This is a genomic window from Actinoallomurus liliacearum, assembly GCF_039542035.1.
Lineage (GTDB): Bacteria > Actinomycetota > Actinomycetes > Streptosporangiales > Streptosporangiaceae > Actinoallomurus > Actinoallomurus liliacearum.
The window spans coordinates 462166-477409 of record NZ_BAABHJ010000005.1 but is presented as its reverse complement, the minus strand read 5'-3'; the positions used below and the strand labels follow the sequence as shown (position 1 = coordinate 477409).

Sequence of the window (15244 nt, the reverse complement as noted above, 5' to 3'; positions counted from 1 at the left end):
GACCCTCCTCCGGAGGCGTTCTCGTCAGATTGACTATAACCGGTCGCCCGAACTGTTCCATTCCTCCGGGGTCATCCCGCTTCGCCGGGGTCGCTGCCCCATTCCCGGCAGGGAATTGTCCGCCGCCGTCGCCGCCCGCAGGATCTGTGGTGCCCCCGAACCACGACAAGGAGATCCCGTGACCGAGATGAGCGGCGGTATGGACGTCGGCGTGCTGCTGCCGACCGGAAGCGCCCAGTGGGGCCCGGACGGCGACCCGCGCGACCTGGTCGCGTTCGGCCGCCACGCCGAACGCTCGGGCTTCTCCTCCCTCTTCGTCAACGACTCGCTGATCAGCCCCCGCATCGAGGCGCTGACGATGCTCGCCGCGCTGGCCCCGGCGACCGACCGCGTAACGCTCGGGACCGGGGCGCTGCTGCCGTTCCTGCGCCGTCCGGTGCAGGCGGCCCAGGCGATCGCGTCGGTCGACCTGCTGTCCGGCGGCCGGCTCGTCGTCGCGGTGGGCGCGGGGTTCCCGGGCCGGTTCGGCCGGCCGTTCTACACGCTCTCGGAGGTGCCGTGGGAGCGCCGCTTCACGCGGCTGGACGAGACGGTCGCGCTCTGGCGCGACCTGTGGAACGGCGCCACCTCCTTCCACGGCGACCTCCTCCGGTTCGACGACCTGCCGCCGGCCACCCGGCCGTTCCGGCCCGGCGGCCCGCCGATCTGGCTCGGCGGCGGCACCCCGGCCGCACTGGCCCGCACCGGACGGCTGTACGACGGATGGCTGCCGTACCCGCCCGATCCGGCGGACTACGCGACGGGCCTGGAGGACGTACGGAAGGCGGCGGCCGACGCCGGGCGCACGCCCGAGGACGTCACGCCCGCCCTGTTCGTGTCCGTACGGGTCGACGAGAGCGTGGCGCGCGGCCGCGGAGCGCTGGAGGACTACGCGCGGGCGGCGTACGGCATGCCACTGACAGAGCTGGAGAAGATCCAGGCCGTCGTCACCGGCACCGCCGACCAGGTCCGCGAGGGCCTCGGCCGGTACGTCGCCGCGGGAGCGCGGCACCTGGTGCTCCGCCTGGGGGCGCTGGACCTGCGCGGCCAGCGGGACCAGCTCGAGCGGATCGCCGGCCTACTCTCCGCGCTGCGGGCGTCGGCGGATCAGGCGTCGGGCGGAACCTGACCGGACGGCGCCTCGAGACAGGGCCGGAGCAGACGTGGCGTCTGCTCCGGCCCTGTCCGCTTTCCCGCCGCGCCGAACCATGGATAACTCGAATAGGCATGTGCTAACTTTTCTTTGCATGTGCCGGGATGTGTCATGACGAGTGGGGACGAGCTGCTGAAGGTGCTGGCCACGCTGGCGAACCCGCATCGCCTGCGTGTCCTGGCGGCGCTGTCGGGCGAGCGCGACTACGTGAGCAGGCTCGCCCGCGAGCTGGGTATCAGCCGGCCCCTCCTGCAAGTCCACCTGCGCAAATTGGAAGCGGCCGGACTGGTGACGGGCCGGGCCGAGGTGTCCGAGGACGGGAAGGCGATGAAGTTCTACGAGGTCAACCCGTTCAGGATCGAGCTGACACCGCAGGCCATCGAGGCCGCGGTGCGCACGCTGACCGTGCCAGGAGAGGAGAAGGGCGACAGATGATGGACGGCCATGGACTCGCGGAGGTGGCCGGCGCGATCGGCATCTTCACCTTCATCACGACGGTGATCACCGTGATCATCATCCAGGTGGGCGCCACCGTGCGCGCCCGCGCGGCGCTGGCCCGCGAAGACGAGTACCGCAGGCTCGCCGAGAGCGGCGTCGAGACACAGCAGGGCATCGAGCGGCAGCTCACCGAGGCCGGCCAGCGCCTGGCCGCGATGGAGGAGCGCATGAGCTCGCTGGAGAAGATCCTGCAGACAGTGGAGTAACGACTCAACGAACGAGCTGGGCCGCCGAGCGGCAACTCGACGGCCCAGTGAACGAAGAAGCACCATCCCGCCCGAGGGCGGGCTCTCACAGGAACACTTCCTCATGGAAAGGACAGCATTTCGTGCTGCCTGAACGCAAGCCGATCACCGAGCGGATCGTGGGCTGGTCCGTCCGACACCGGGCCCTGGCGGTCTGCGGCTGGTTCGCGCTGGTGGTCGTGGCGGTGCTGGCCAGTGGTGTGCTCGGCCTGGAGCAGACCAACAGCACCGATCCGGGAGAGTCCGGTCGCGTCGACCGGGTCCTGAGCGCCCAGACCGCGTACGTGCCGCTGCAGGAGAACGTCCTGGTCCAGTCCAGGACGGGTACCGCCCGCTTCGCCGATGACCCCGCGCTGCGGTCGGCCACCCGCGACCTGACCCAGACCCTGCGCGGCCTCGGCACCCTCCGCTCGCCCCTGGACCGGGACGGGGCGGATCTGATCTCCAAGGACGGGCGGTCCGGCCTGGTCAACATCCAGATCGCCGGTCCCGACGAAGCCTTCCGTGAACACTACGACGCGATCGTCAAGGGCATCGGGGACGTGACGGCCCGGCATCCGCAGGTCCGGCTGGCGCAGGCCGGAGACAAGAGCCTGTCCGACGCGGTGAACGACGGCATCAAGAACGACGTGAAACGAGCCGAGTTCTTCTCCCTGCCGCTCACCGTGATCATCTTGCTGGTGGTGTTCGGCTCGTTGATCGCGGCGGGGATTCCGCTCCTGCTGGCGATCACCACGGTCGCGGGCACGTTCGGGCTGCTGCGGGTGGCCGGGCACTGGGTCCCGGTCAACAGCGCGACCTCGTCCATCGTGCTGCTGATCGGCGTCGCCGTCGGCATCGACTATTCACTGTTCTACCTGCGCCGGGAGCGGGAAGAACGCGCCGCGGGCCGGTCGGTCGCCGAGGCCCTGAGGATCAGCGCCAGGACGTCCGGGCACGTGGTGGTCGTCTCCGGCCTGACCGTGGTGCTGTGCCTGGCCGGTCTGCTGTTCACCGGGCTGGACAACTTCAAGGGCCTCACCGTCGGTGCCGTCCTGGTCGTCGGCACGGCCATGGTCGGGTCGGTGACGGTGCTGCCCGCGCTGCTGTCCCTGCTCGGGCACCGCGTCGACAAGGCCCGCATCCCCTGGCTCGGCCGCCGCCGTACCGCTGCCGGGCGCTCCCGCTTCTGGACCGCGGTGGCGCGTCACGTCGTCCGCCGTCCCCTCCTGTGGGGCGGAGTGGCCGCGCTCGCCCTGATCCTCATGACGCTTCCCGCGCTCGGCATGCGGCTTCAGGACGCGGCGGTCACCGACAGCCTGCCGCGCCGGGTCCCCGTGGTGGACGCGGCCATCCGCATGCAACAGGAGTTCCCCGGCAGCCCCTCGCCCGCGTGGGTCGTGCTGTGGGAGAAGCGGCCCGGCGCGCTGGACGAGCCCGCCGTGCGCACGGCCGTCGCGGACCTGCATCCCATCTCGACCACTCGCGTGGACCGGATCCTGGTGGCCCGGGTCCCGCTCGCCGACTTCGGCACCGGCGAGAAGGCCGACCGGTCGCTGCGCGACCTCCGCCGGAAGACGGCCGCACTCGACGGGCTGGACGGCGTGGACCATGCCGTCGCGGGCAAGACGGCCTTCGCCTACGACTTCACCAAGGTGATCAAGGACCGGTCGCCGCTGGTGTTCGGGTTCGTACTGGCCCTGTCCTTCGTGCTGCTGGCGGTCTCGTTCCGCTCGGTGGCCATCCCGCTGGTGTCGATCCTGCTCAATCTCCTGTCGATCGGCGCCGCCTACGGCGTGCTGACCTGGATCTTCCAGGACGGACATCTCGGCTCGCTGCTCGGCTTCACCGCGTACGGCGGCGTGGTCGACTGGCTGCCGCTGTTCATGTTCGTGATCCTCTTCGGGCTGAGCATGGACTACCACATCTTCATCCTCAGCCGGATCCGCGAGCGCCGGGCGGCGGGCGACACGGCCGTCGAGGCCGTCGTCACCGGGATCGGCACCAGTTCGGGCGTGGTCACCAGCGCGGCCGCGATCATGACCGCCGCGTTCAGCGTCTTCGCCGTCCTGACGGCCATCGAGTACAAGATGATGGGCGTCGGCCTGGCGGTCGCCGTCCTGATCGACGCCACGCTGGTGCGCGGCGTACTCCTGCCCGCGGCGATGGCCGTGCTCGGCGAGCGAGTGTGGCGCCGTCCGGCCACCGCCGCTGACGGTCCGCGGATCCGCGGGCTACGGGCGTCGGCGGATCAGGTCTCGGGCGGCGCCTGACCGGGTGGGGCGTGACCGGTCAGCGCCTCGAAGCAGGGCCGGAGCAGACGCGTGATCTGCTCCGGCGTCGCGTCGCGGAGCGGGCCGAGCTCGATCAGATTCCGTCCGGTGGACACGCCGAACAGGATCGCCAGGATCAGCGCGGCCCGCAGCTCGGCGTCCTCGCCCGGGATGGCGGCGCTCGCCTGCCCGACCTGTCGGGTCATCGCGGCGCGCATCCGCTCGGTCGCCTCCGGATGGGTGAAGGTCGAGCGCAGCAGCGGCAGTGACGTCTGCGGGAGCTCGCCGAGCTTGACGCCGACGATGGACAGCAGCAGATCGATGAGCCCGGCGGGGTCGCCGGGCAGCTCCTCGTCGGGCGGAACCTCGACGGCCCGGCGGAACAGCTCCTTCTTGTCGCCGAAATACTGCATGACGAGCGCGGGGTCCACCTCGGCCGCCGCCGCGACCGCGCGGATCGTCGTGCGGTCGTAACCGACCTCGGCGAACCGCGCGCGGGCGGCGGCGAGGATCCGCGCCTCCGTCCGCCGCCTCCGCTCCGCCCGGGTCATCGGCTCGTTCGCGTCGCGCACGGCCCGAATCTACCGGCGTTGACCGAAGATCCGATTTCGCTCTACGCTCGTTGAGTCTCAACGCGCGTTGAGCGAACGGAGGCTTGGCATGTCGGCGACCGGTCCACGGCAGGTGTTCGAGGGGTTCCGCGACAGGGTGCTGCGCGGCGAATGGGGCGCACCGGAGGCGCTGCGCTCCGGGGACGTGACGATCGAGCTGCCCTGCGCGCCGCCGGGAGCGCCCCGGCGCTTCACGGACGGAACGGAGTTCCACGCGCACACCGCGGCGAGCCGGACCGCGCTGCCCGTACGGTTCGAGGAGTTCCGCGACGTCCGGGTGCACGAGACCACCGACCCCGAGACCATCGTCGTGGAGTACGAGATGGCCGGCACCGTCACGACCACCGGCCGCTCCGCCGCCGCGCCGTTCGTCCTCGTGCTGCGGGTCCACAACGGCCGCGTCCGGCTCTGGCGCGAGTACCAGCCCACCCTGGCCATCGCCGACGCCCTCGGCACGCTGGACGCGCTGCTTGCTGGCGCCCGCGACCTCCCGGCCCCGACCCCGGACCCGGCACTCTCCCCCTGGTCACCGGACGGACCGCTGCCCCGCCCGGACGGTGACCTGAACGGGCCGGTAGTCGCCCCGGACGGACCCGTGTCCGGCACGGACGGTGACCCGGACGAGCCGGTGGTCGCCCCAGACGGGCCGGTGGTCGGCACGCGCGCGGTGTACGAGCGCATCTTGCGGGCCGCGCTCGACGGGTCGGCCGACGACTACGCCGACCTGTACGCGGACGACGCGGTCCTGGAGTTCCCCTTCGCCGTACCCGGTCTCCCGCGCTCCCTGCACGGCCGGGCGGCGATCCGGTCCCACCTGCGGGCGGCGATGGGCGGGGCGCTGCGGATCGAGGAGTTCCGCGGCGTCGTCGTGCACGAGACGACCGACCCCGAGGTGATCGTCGCCGAGCACGCCATCGTCGGCACCGCGACAGCGAGCGGCCTGCCGTGCTCGATCGCGAACCTCGTCGTGCTCACCGTCCGCGACGGCCGGATCGTCCGACAGCGCGACTACCTGGACGTCCTCGCGGCCGCCGCCGCACCCGGCCGCCTGCCGGACCCGGCAGCGCGCCGACCGGCCTAGGACCTGTCCGGTAGACCTTGTGGCGCTCCCTGACGGCACGGGACCAGGCTGATCCCTGTCCGATGGCGGCGGGTTCGTCACCCCGGTCGGCCGAGCCGGCACCTGGGACGGCCCCGGTCCGCCACCCGCGGCGTACCGAATGCTCGGCGACCGCAGTCCGAGACGGGGGCAAAGTGCGCATGTCTGCACCACGGGTAAGGCTTTTGCCGAGCATCCGGCACGGCCCCGCACGATCACCCAAAGGAGATAACGGACGATCTCCACAGATCACACACCCAGGTCGCCCGGCCTCTTTCACCGGCGTCTACCCAGCGGAGAATTCGTCTCCCCTGAGTAGACACCACCAGAAACGACGCCCCACCTGACGGGCGGACCGCTCTGCCCGACCGGTGCCGCACGCCCCCTCACCGCGCCGCACAGCCACAGATCGACCAGCACGCGATCCACCGAACACGGCCCTGAACCGGGACGCCCTCGCGACCGACCCCGTGCCGGATCCGGCACGGCGTTGAAGAGCCGGGGTCAGGCCGGGACGTCCTCGACCGCGTCGCCGCGGACGGTGGCGGTGCCCGGGACCGGCTCGGCCGGGTCGGTGCCCAGGTCGACGATCCGGTTGTCGCGGTCGACGTGGACGACGCGCGGCTGGAACGTCCGGGCCTCCGCGTCGGTCATCGTCCCGTAGCTGATGAGGATGACCAGGTCGCCGGGGTGGACGAGGTGGGCGGCGGCGCCGTTGATGCCGATGACTCCGCTGCCGCGCGGCCCGGTGATGACGTACGTCTCCAGGCGGGCGCCGTTGGTGATGTCGACGATCTGGACCTGTTCGCCGGGCAGCAGGTCGGCGGCCTCCATGAGGTCCTCGTCGATCGTCACGGAGCCGACGTAGTGCAGGTCGGCCTGGGTGACCGTGGCGCGGTGGATCTTGGACTTGAACATGGTGCGGAACATGCGGGTCACTCCGAGGCGGAACCGAAGAGCAGGGGGACGTTGTCGATGAGGTGGGTGGTTCCGACACGGCCGGCGACGGCGAGCACGGCCGGGCCGGTGTGGGCGTCGTCGACCTCCTGGAACGTCTCCGGGTCGACGAGCACCAGGTAGTCGAGCTCGAGCGGCGGGTCGGCTGCGATCGCGCCGTCGAGCACGGTCCGCGCCGCCCGTACGACCTTGGCGGGACCGTCGCCCACCGTCTCGGCCCCCGCGCGCAGCGCCATGGACAGCGACACGGCGGTGAGGCGCTCGGCCGCGGACAGGTAACGGTTGCGGCTGGACAGCGCCAGGCCGTCCGTTTCCCGCACGGTCGGGGCGCCGACGATCTGGACGGGGACGTTCAGGTCGGCGACCATCCGGCGGATCATCGCGAGCTGCTGGGCGTCCTTCTCGCCGAAGACGGCGATGTCCGGGCGGACCAGGTTGAACAGCTTGAGGACGACGGTGAGCACGCCGTCGAAGTGGCCGGGGCGGCAGGCCCCTTCGACGACCGTGCCCATCGGCCCGGAGTCGACGGTGACCCGCGCGCCGAGCGCGGTCGGCGGGTACATGACGTCGACGGTCGGCGCGAAGATCAGGTCGACGCCCTCCGCCGCGCAGATCTCGATGTCTTCGGGAAGGGTCCGGGGGTACCGGTCGAGGTCCTCGTTCGGCCCGAACTGCAGCGGGTTGACGAAGATGCTCACCGCGACGACGTCGGCCAGTTCCCGGGCCCGGCGCAGCAGCGACCGGTGGCCCTCGTGCAGCGCGCCCATCGTCGGGACCAGCGCCAGGGTGCCGTCGGGGGCGCGGGCGGCGGCGAGTTCCTCACGCGTGCGGGCGATGACGGGCATCAATCTCCGGTCCCCTCGGTGTCGTCTCCACGGCCGCCCGCCAGGGCGTCGAGCAGGCGCTCGGCGTCCTCCGCGCGCAGCAGCCCGGCGGCCAGCGCGCGGTCGGCGGTCAGCCGGGCCAGCGCGATGTACGCGTCGTGCGCCTCGGGTGAGACGCGGGCGAGTTCGGTGACGTGCTCGGCGACCGTGCCGGCGTCGCCGCGGACGACCGGGCCGGTCAGGCCCCGGACGCCGAGCCGCAGCCCGTTGTCGAGCGCCGCGCCGAGCAGCGGTCCGAGCATCCGGCCCGGCGCCTCGACGCCGGCCCGCGTCAGCAGGTCCATCGACTCGGCGACGAGCGTGACGAGGTGGTTGGCGCCGCCCGCGAGGGCCGCGTGGTAGAGCGCGCGCCGATCCTCGGGGATCCAGACCGGCTCGCCGCCCATCTCCACGACGAGGGCCTCGGCGACGGGCCGCAACGGCTCGGGCGAGGTCACGCCGAAGCTGATCCCGGCCAGCCGGTGGACGTCGTCGGGCCGCCCGGTGAAGGTCATCACCGGATGCAGGGCGAGCGGCAGCGCCCCGGCGCGCGTGGCCGGGTCGAGGACGCGCACGCCGTACCGGCCGCTCGTGTGCGCGAGCAGCTTGCCCTCGACCTTGACGTCGGTGGCGACCAGCCCGGTGACCAGCGGCGCGAGCGCGTCGTCGGGAACGGTGAGCAGGACCAGGTCGGCGGCGGAGACGACGTCCTGAACCGGGCGGAGCGGAACGCCGGGCAGCCGCTGCCGCGCGCGTTCGCGGGAGGCCTCGGAGACGCCGGCGGCGGCCACGACCGTGTGGCCGGCGAGCGTGAGCGCGTGGCCGAGGGCCGAGCCGACGCGGCCGACGCCGACGATGCCGACGGCCAGCCGCCCCGGCCGGTCATGCGAGGCGGTCATCCGGCCGCCGCCACCGAAGAGGCGGGATTCGCGGGGAGCGCGGAAGGCGCCGCGGGCGCCGATGGCGCGCGCAGGCCGCCGTTGAGCGGGCTTCGCTCGGTCATAGGTCGTTCCAGTCCTTTGCGGGTACCGGACGGTGCGGGCCCAGCCTATATCGGGCCGGGCAGCGCCTCCGCCCGTCCGTCCCCGCCGCCGGCCCACTCCGTGTGGCCGGACAGCACACCGGCCCGCCCGGTGGCACTGCGGGCGGGCCGGCGAACGCCGTTACCTGTGCGACCGGGTCAGGACGAGGACCACGGGCGGTGGTAGCAGGGCGGACGGTGGTGGTGGCAGGGCGGACGGTAACCGTGCCCGCCACCGACCGAGGCGCCGCCCTTGCAGCCGGCGAGCGCACCGCCGATGACGGCGACGCTGTTGCCGCAGACGTTGATCGGGGCCGTGATCGGCACCAGGACCTGGTTGCCGGACACGATGCCGCCCTCGCCGCTCGTGCCGATCTCGCCCGCGTTGGCCGGGGCGGCCAGCAGCAGCGCGCCGGTGACGGCGGCCGCCGCCACCCCGGCCGCGGTGAGTTTCTTGAGCACCTGAGTTTCCTCCCGTACTTCGGTTCGCAGCCGCCCCGAGGGGTGGCCGGTACGTACGGTAGTTATCCAGCTACTCCCAGGTAACAGTAAGCGGATCTACCTTGGCGTAATCGCATCGTTACATTAGGTGACTGCTTTGTCGCCGTCTGTCGATAACGCCCCCGCCTACTCGGCCGCCAGTGACTCGACGATCGAGGTCCGCGCGGCCCGCCTGCCGGGCATGATCGCCGCGGCCACTCCGGCGACGGCCGCCAGAAGGATGAACAGGACGATCCGGCCGATCGGCAACCCGAGCACCGCGCCGTCGACGGCGGCCGAGATCGCGGCCCAGCCGAGCGCCGTCCCCAGCACCACGCCGACGAACGCGCCGATCAGCGAGATGGTCAGGGCCTCCAGGGAGAGCATCCGGCGCAGCCCGCGCCGGGTCAGGCCGAGCGCCCGCAACAGCGCCGACTCCCTGGTCCGCTCCACCACCGACAGGGTGAGCGTGTTCGCGATGCCGATCAGCGAAATGATGATCGCGAGCCCGAGCAGGGCGGCGACCAGCAGGAAGACCTGGTCCAGGGCCTTCGACAACTGGTCCTTGATGTCGGCCGCGGAGCTCACCCGGACCGCCGGGTAGTCCTTCAGCGCGTCGTTGACGGCCGCCCGGGAGGCGTCCGTCGAGACCCCCTTCTTGGCGATCAGGTAGACCTCATGCGGGTCCTTCGCCCCGAACGACCGTGTGAAGTCCGACTCGTCGAGCAAGATCCGCGGGAGGATCGACTCCCCCGAGATGATCGCGGCCACGCGCAGTGTCGTGGTGCCGTGGGCGGTTCGCAGGGACACCGTCCCGCCGACCCGCGCGTCGGACCCGCCGCGCGCGTCCTGGCGCAGCACGACCGCGCCCGGCCGCAGGTCGGTGAGGGAGCCCGCCGCGAGCTTCGGCTTGATGTCCCGGCCGAGGTACCGCTGGGTGACGGACCCGACATCGTCCTTCCGCCCGTCGACCGTGGCGGGCGCCGTCCGTACCTCGATGACGGCCGAGAACTCCGGCTTGCCGCGCAGGCGTGCCACCGCCGCGCCGGGGATCGGCCGATCGTCCTGGCCGGACTGTGCGCTCAGCTGGTAGTCGACCGGGTAGTGGTCGCGGAGGTCGCCGTCCGCCGTGGACCGTACGGACGCCAGTGCCACCGAGAACATCGTCATGAGCGTGACGCCGACCGTCAGCGCGACCGTGGTGACCGCGGCGCGCTTGGGATTGCGCCGCGAGTTGGCCAGGGCCAGCCGGCCGGGCACGCCGAAGATCCGCGCCGGCAGCCCGCCGACGACCCCGCTCAGCGCCCGGACGATCAGCGGGCTGAGCGCGACCACGCCGAGGAAGACGAGCGCGCCCGCACCCACCACCATGAGGAACGGCCCCTCTCCGGGCTTGGCGGTCAGCGCGAGGACGCCCACGCCCACTCCTGCCGCGCCGAGGAGCGCCCCGACGATGATCCGGACGATCCCGGCGCGGCCCCGCGCCCGCCCCTCCGACTGCGTCCGCAGCGCCGCGACCGGCGGCACCCGCGTCGCCGCACGGGCCGGCATCAAGGCCGACAGCACGGTCACGGCGAGGCCCGCTGGGATGCCTACGAGGAACGGTGTGGCCGAGACGACCAACGAGCCGCCCGGTATGCCGGTCCCGGAGTCGAAGACGAGGGCTGCGCCGTAGCCGAGCGCGATCCCAACGATCGCTCCGAGCACCGAGGCCAGCAGGCCGACCACCGCCGACTCGACCAGGACTCCGCGGAAGACCTGGCCGCGGGTCGCCCCGACGCAGCGGAGCAGCGCCATCTCCCGCGTCCGCTGGGTGATCAGGATGTTGAACGTGTTGTAGATGACGAGCGCGGCCACGAACAGCGCCACGATCGCGAACGCCAGGAAGAAGGTGGCGATGTTGTCGACGTTCAGGCCCGACGAGGCGGCGAGCCGCTTGGCGAGGCCGTGGCTGGTCACGGTCGTGTACGACGACCCGGCCGCCGCGGCGACGGCGGTGCGCAGCCGGTCGTTCGAGACGCCGGAGGCGCCTTTGACGTCGACCTCCACATAACCGCGTTCCCCGGTGAGCTGCGCGGCGACCCGCGGGGTGAAGCCGACGGCGCCGCGGAAGCCGATCTCCTGGTCGACGCCCACGTCGACCAGCCCGGTGACGGTGAAGGAGCGCGCGACGCCCTTCCTGTCGAGCACCCGGATCGTGTCGCCGACCCGGTACCCCGTGTGCCCGGCGACCCCCTTCTCCAGGACGGCCTCGCCCGGTCCGGCCGGGGCACGGCCCTTGCTGATCGTGTAGCGGGCCAGCGGCCCGGTGGTGATCGACATCCCCACCGTGGGCATCTGGCCGTACGCCCGGCCGTCCTTGCCGATCAGCGCGGCGTCACCGCGGATCAGGCCCTGGGCGTCCTGGACGCCCGGCACGGCGCGGACCGCGCGCAGCGTCGACTCCGGGATCTTCACGTCGTCATGGGTGAGGACGGCGACCGAGACCTTCTCGGCGGAGGCGGTGAACTGCCGGTCGAACCCGGCCTTCATCGTGTCGGTCAGCACGAACGTGCCGGCGACGAAGCCCACGCCGAGCGTGATGGCCAGGGCGGTGAGCATGAGGCGCAGCAGGTGGGCGCGGAGCCCGGCCAGTGTCGTCTTCAGCATCGTCAGGACTCCAGGCTCTTCAGCGCGTCCAGGACGCCGTCCGGGGTCGGGCCGTACAGCTCGGTCATGATCCGCCCGTCGCGCAGGAACACCACCCGGTCGGCGTACGAGGCCGCCACCGGGTCGTGCGTGACCATGACGATCGTCTGGCCCATCTCCCGCACCGAGGCGCGCAGGAACGACAGGACCTCGGCGCCGGACCTGGAATCGAGGTTGCCCGTCGGCTCGTCCGCGAAGATGACCTCCGGCCGGCTGACGAGCGCGCGGGCACAGGCGACCCGCTGCTGCTGGCCACCGGACAGCTCGCTCGGCCGGTGCGACAGGCGCGGCCGCAGCCCCACCGTGTCGACGACCTGGTCGAACCACCGGCGGTCCAGCTTGCGGCCCGACAGCTCCAGCGGAAGGAGGATGTTCTGCTCCGCGGTGAGCGTCGGCAACAGGTTGAAGGCCTGGAAGATGAAGCCGACCCGGTCGCGGCGCAGGTGGGTGAGCTGCTTGTCCGACAGGCGGGTGATCTCCACGTCGCCGATGCGGATCGCGCCCTCGTTCACCGTGTCCAGGCCCGCCAGGCAGTGCATGAGCGTGGACTTGCCGGAACCCGACGGCCCCATGATGGCGGTGAAGGCGCCGCGGGCGAACCCCACGCTCACCCCGTGCAGGGCCCGGACTGCGGCCTCGCCCGAGCCGTAGTCCTTGACCACGTTCTCGGCCAGGACGGCGGGCGGCGCGCCTACGGCGGTGCTTGTCACGACTACTCCTCGATCGTTACCGAACCTCGTGATCGAAGGTAGATTTCGGCCGCTCAGCCGCCATCGGACTTGCGGACAGCGTTCCGTCAGTCTTCTCGGTGACACGGACGCGCCCAATCAGACTTCAGTCGTACAGATCAGGATGACCGGGGACCGCAGATCCGGCTCAGGAGGTATAAGGCGGGGGCGATTCGCCAGGTGGGTGCGGGCAGAAGGCGGAGCGCCAAGCGCTCAGCGAGAGGTTGTTGCTTTCGCTGCACGTCCGGCGCGACGCCGTGCGCGACGCCCGGCGTTTCGCCGCCGACGCCGTGGCCGGACACCCGTACGACTCCTACGAGATCGCGCTGCTGGCGTCGGAGCTGACGACCAATGCCGTACGCGCCGCCGAGGCCATGCACCCCACCTGGCCGGACGACATCCGGCCGATCGGCGTCGAACTGACCGTCACCGGCCGGTACGCGCATCTGGCCGTCAGCGACCCCGGCACCGAACCCCTGCCCGCCCAGCAGCACGGCGGCCTGCTCGCCGAACGCGGACGCGGGTTGACCATCGTCGACCAGCACGCCGCCGCCCGGTGGGTCACCTACGGCGACCACGGCAAGACCGTGCACGCCCTCATCACCGCGCCCTGCGTCATCCTGACGGCCGCCGAACTCGCCGAGATCCGGGAGACGTCATGATCCGGCGACTCCTCGCCACCCTCGGAATCCTGATCACCAAGCCCGACCGGTCCGCCTGGCCGCCTCCGCCGCGCCGACCCGAGCCACCGGACCCGTCTCCCGCCCAGCGCGCCGAGATCCAGGACCTGTGCTCCCAATGGCTGGTGATGTGGTGCTGGTACCGCCGCGAATACGCCGCCATCGCCAGATTCGGCCCCGAACCAACGATCATCTACGACCGAAACCCCCGGCGGTTAGTGTTCCAATGCCGCGCAGCCGAGCTGGCGATGCCGATCCCGTAAGCGTGCTTGCGTTGCGCTGGCGTTCACTGCTTCTAGAGCGCAGTGATCGCCAGGCATCTTGAGTTAGGCGCCGTGGGACGTACGTCAGCATGCTCAGCTCGAAACGCAGCTCCCCTGACCTGGTCGGCCGGGCGGGCCGGACTGGTTCAGACTCTGTCGCCGCCGAGGACCCAGGCGCAGACCTGGTCGGTGGTGGCCTCGACGGGGGCCGTCGTCGTGTCCAGGAGTCGCATCGGGGGGTTCATCGAGGCGGCCTCGGCGCGGACCCAGGCGTTGTACTCCAGCATTTCGGCGATCCGCGGCTCGGACCACTCCCGCCACGCGGGACGCGCCCGGAGCCGGGCGGCGAGGACGTCCGGGTCGCAGGTCAGCGCGAGGTATCTGATCTCCTGGAACAGCGCCCGCTCGGGCAGCGGCTCGAACTCCGGCGGCACGACGGTGCCGCACAGCAGCACCGGCCGGCCGTTCTGCTGGATCATCGCGGCCATCGCCAGCCACGCCGACCGGAACCGTACGGGATCGTGCAGGCCTGTCTGCCACAGCACGTCCTGCTCAAGTACGACGAAACGCTCGCTCAGCCGCTCGACGAGGAGCCGGGCCACGGTCGACTTGCCGCAGCCGCTGGGGCCGGTGAGCGACCACAGGGGAAGCCGGACGAACGGCTGCCGGTGGCCGCACACGGCGCAGACGACGGCCGGAGGCTCGGCGATGACCTGGGGTGAATCCGCGCGCGCCCCACAGCGCGCGCAGATCAGCGGGTTCACGGAGCGTCAGTCGAAGAGGTCCTCGAGGAAGCTCTTCCTGCGGCCATGGTGCCCGTACGGCGGGGGCGAGTCCGTGTACCCGTGGTGCGGGGCGTGGCCCCGGTACGGCGGCGGGGAGTCACGGTAGCCCTGGTACGGCGGCGGGGAGTCCGTGTAGCCGCCGGGGTAGGGCGGCGGCGGGGCGGCGTAGTGCCGCTGTTCCGCGTGCACGATCTGCTCAAGCTCACCACGGTCGAGGAAGATGCCGCCACACCGAGAGCACTGCTCGATGTGGATGCCCTGCCGGTTGTACGTCTGCATCGGGCCATGACACTTTGGACAGATCACCGCCTCAGCGTAACCGGCTGGAGGATGCGGGCATCCTGATCACCCGTTGGCCGGTCAGGCCCGTCGGCGAAGATCGCGATGGCGCGGAACCCCTACCACGCACCGGCCGTCTGATGCGCATGCTCACCACCGGGCGCGACGCCCCGTGGAAGTCGCCGTGAGGTCCGAGGCCGAGAAGGCCGCTCTGGCCACGGTGCTACGGCGTTGGCGTAGCGGGGGTCGCCTCCTGACCGGCTACCTGGTGGTCGTGGCCCTGGCGTTTCCCCTGTTCGCCGGCTGGGACCACCGATTCTCCGATCTCATCAAGGTCGCGGGGGTCATGACGGCCGTCGGTGTCGCACTGCTCGTGCTGGTCGGTGTCCGTAACGGCTGGGCCGGCGACACGCTGGCGGAGTGGCGACCGGAACTGGCGCCCCCACGAACTCGCGGGGAAGCCGCGCCTGAGCGGCACCGGCTCGCTGGCGTACCTGGCGGCGCCGCCTCCGACGGCAGGTACACGGATCAGGGGTTGCCTTGGCTGTCCCTGCCGGGACGGTACTGGGCGACCAAAGCCCTACAAAGAAGAGGAAGGTAACG

The 15244-nt window shown here is 71.7% G+C and carries 17 protein-coding genes; 8 read left to right on the top strand and 9 right to left on the bottom strand.

The window, feature by feature from the left end; all coding sequences use genetic code 11:
* Positions 1–187: 187 nt before the first annotated feature.
* The 4 genes from ABD978_RS09930 to ABD978_RS09915 all read left to right on the top strand — a co-directional run bounded on the left by ABD978_RS09930 (position 188) and on the right by ABD978_RS09915 (position 4187).
* Positions 188–1168 (top strand): LLM class flavin-dependent oxidoreductase, encoded by a 981-nt coding sequence (locus ABD978_RS09930; RefSeq protein WP_345353670.1) that lies wholly within the window; start codon positions 188–190, stop codon positions 1166–1168.
* 135 nt (positions 1169–1303) lie between these two features.
* Positions 1304–1627, top strand: coding sequence for an ArsR/SmtB family transcription factor (locus ABD978_RS09925; protein ID WP_345351928.1), 324 nt, complete (start codon positions 1304–1306; stop codon positions 1625–1627).
* Positions 1624–1896 carry a hypothetical protein gene (locus tag ABD978_RS09920; RefSeq protein WP_345351925.1) on the top strand — a complete coding sequence of 91 codons (273 nt, stop codon included), beginning with the start codon at positions 1624–1626 and terminating at the stop codon, positions 1894–1896. The genes ABD978_RS09925 and ABD978_RS09920 overlap by 4 nt, the downstream gene beginning before the upstream one ends.
* Before the next feature lie 122 nt (positions 1897–2018).
* Complete coding sequence (locus tag ABD978_RS09915) at positions 2019–4187, top strand: MMPL family transporter (RefSeq protein ID WP_345351922.1); 2169 nt, start codon at positions 2019–2021, stop codon at positions 4185–4187.
* Here the strand turns inward: ABD978_RS09915 and ABD978_RS09910 are convergent.
* Complete coding sequence (locus tag ABD978_RS09910; RefSeq protein WP_345351919.1) at positions 4166–4759, bottom strand: TetR/AcrR family transcriptional regulator; 594 nt, start codon at positions 4757–4759, stop codon at positions 4166–4168. The genes ABD978_RS09915 and ABD978_RS09910 overlap by 22 nt on opposite strands.
* 88 nt (positions 4760–4847) lie before the next feature.
* Here ABD978_RS09910 and ABD978_RS09905 point away from each other — a divergent pair, with 88 nt between their 5' ends.
* On the top strand, positions 4848–5879 hold the full coding sequence (locus ABD978_RS09905) for a nuclear transport factor 2 family protein (protein WP_345351916.1): 1032 nt from the start codon (positions 4848–4850) through the stop codon (positions 5877–5879).
* Between the two features lie 522 nt (positions 5880–6401).
* Here the strand turns inward: ABD978_RS09905 and panD are convergent.
* From panD to ABD978_RS09875, 6 genes are all read right to left on the bottom strand, one after another.
* Positions 6402–6827, bottom strand: a complete 426-nt coding sequence (panD, locus tag ABD978_RS09900) for an aspartate 1-decarboxylase (RefSeq protein ID WP_345351913.1) — start codon at positions 6825–6827, stop codon at positions 6402–6404.
* 5 nt (positions 6828–6832) lie between these two features.
* On the bottom strand, positions 6833–7699 hold the full coding sequence (gene panC, locus ABD978_RS09895; protein WP_345351910.1) for a pantoate--beta-alanine ligase: 867 nt from the start codon (positions 7697–7699) through the stop codon (positions 6833–6835).
* A complete protein-coding gene (locus ABD978_RS09890) occupies positions 7699–8616 on the bottom strand; it encodes a Rossmann-like and DUF2520 domain-containing protein (RefSeq protein WP_345351907.1) in 918 nt (305 codons plus the stop codon). Before ABD978_RS09890 ends, panC begins: the two co-directional genes overlap by 1 nt.
* A 281-nt stretch (positions 8617–8897) precedes the next feature.
* A complete protein-coding gene (locus tag ABD978_RS09885; protein WP_345351904.1) occupies positions 8898–9200 on the bottom strand; it encodes a chaplin in 303 nt (100 codons plus the stop codon).
* A gap of 165 nt (positions 9201–9365) precedes the next feature.
* Entirely contained in the window at positions 9366–11867 is a 2502-nt protein-coding gene (locus tag ABD978_RS09880; RefSeq protein WP_345351901.1) for an ABC transporter permease, read from the bottom strand.
* Positions 11868–11869: 2 nt separating this feature from the next.
* Positions 11870–12616, bottom strand: a complete 747-nt coding sequence (locus ABD978_RS09875; protein WP_345351898.1) for an ABC transporter ATP-binding protein — start codon at positions 12614–12616, stop codon at positions 11870–11872.
* 245 nt (positions 12617–12861) lie between these two features.
* Between ABD978_RS09875 and ABD978_RS09870 the strand changes: the two genes are divergently transcribed.
* A complete protein-coding gene (locus ABD978_RS09870) occupies positions 12862–13296 on the top strand; it encodes an ATP-binding protein (protein ID WP_345351895.1) in 435 nt (144 codons plus the stop codon).
* Positions 13293–13577, top strand: coding sequence for a hypothetical protein (locus ABD978_RS09865; RefSeq protein WP_345351892.1), 285 nt, complete (start codon positions 13293–13295; stop codon positions 13575–13577). The genes ABD978_RS09870 and ABD978_RS09865 overlap by 4 nt, the downstream gene beginning before the upstream one ends.
* Positions 13578–13723: 146 nt before the next feature.
* Here the strand turns inward: ABD978_RS09865 and ABD978_RS09860 are convergent, their stop codons facing one another.
* Both ABD978_RS09860 and ABD978_RS09855 read right to left on the bottom strand, forming a co-directional pair.
* The gene (locus tag ABD978_RS09860; RefSeq protein ID WP_345351889.1) at positions 13724–14341 is read right to left on the bottom strand and encodes an AAA family ATPase; all 618 of its coding nucleotides are present in this window, start codon (positions 14339–14341) and stop codon (positions 13724–13726) included.
* A 6-nt stretch (positions 14342–14347) separates the two neighbouring features.
* Positions 14348–14668 carry a TFIIB-type zinc ribbon-containing protein gene (locus ABD978_RS09855; protein WP_345351886.1) on the bottom strand — a complete coding sequence of 107 codons (321 nt, stop codon included), beginning with the start codon at positions 14666–14668 and terminating at the stop codon, positions 14348–14350.
* Between the two features lie 157 nt (positions 14669–14825).
* Here ABD978_RS09855 and ABD978_RS09850 point away from each other — a divergent pair, with 157 nt between their 5' ends.
* Positions 14826–15242 (top strand): hypothetical protein, encoded by a 417-nt coding sequence (locus tag ABD978_RS09850; protein ID WP_345351883.1) that lies wholly within the window; start codon positions 14826–14828, stop codon positions 15240–15242.
* Positions 15243–15244 lie beyond the last annotated feature (2 nt).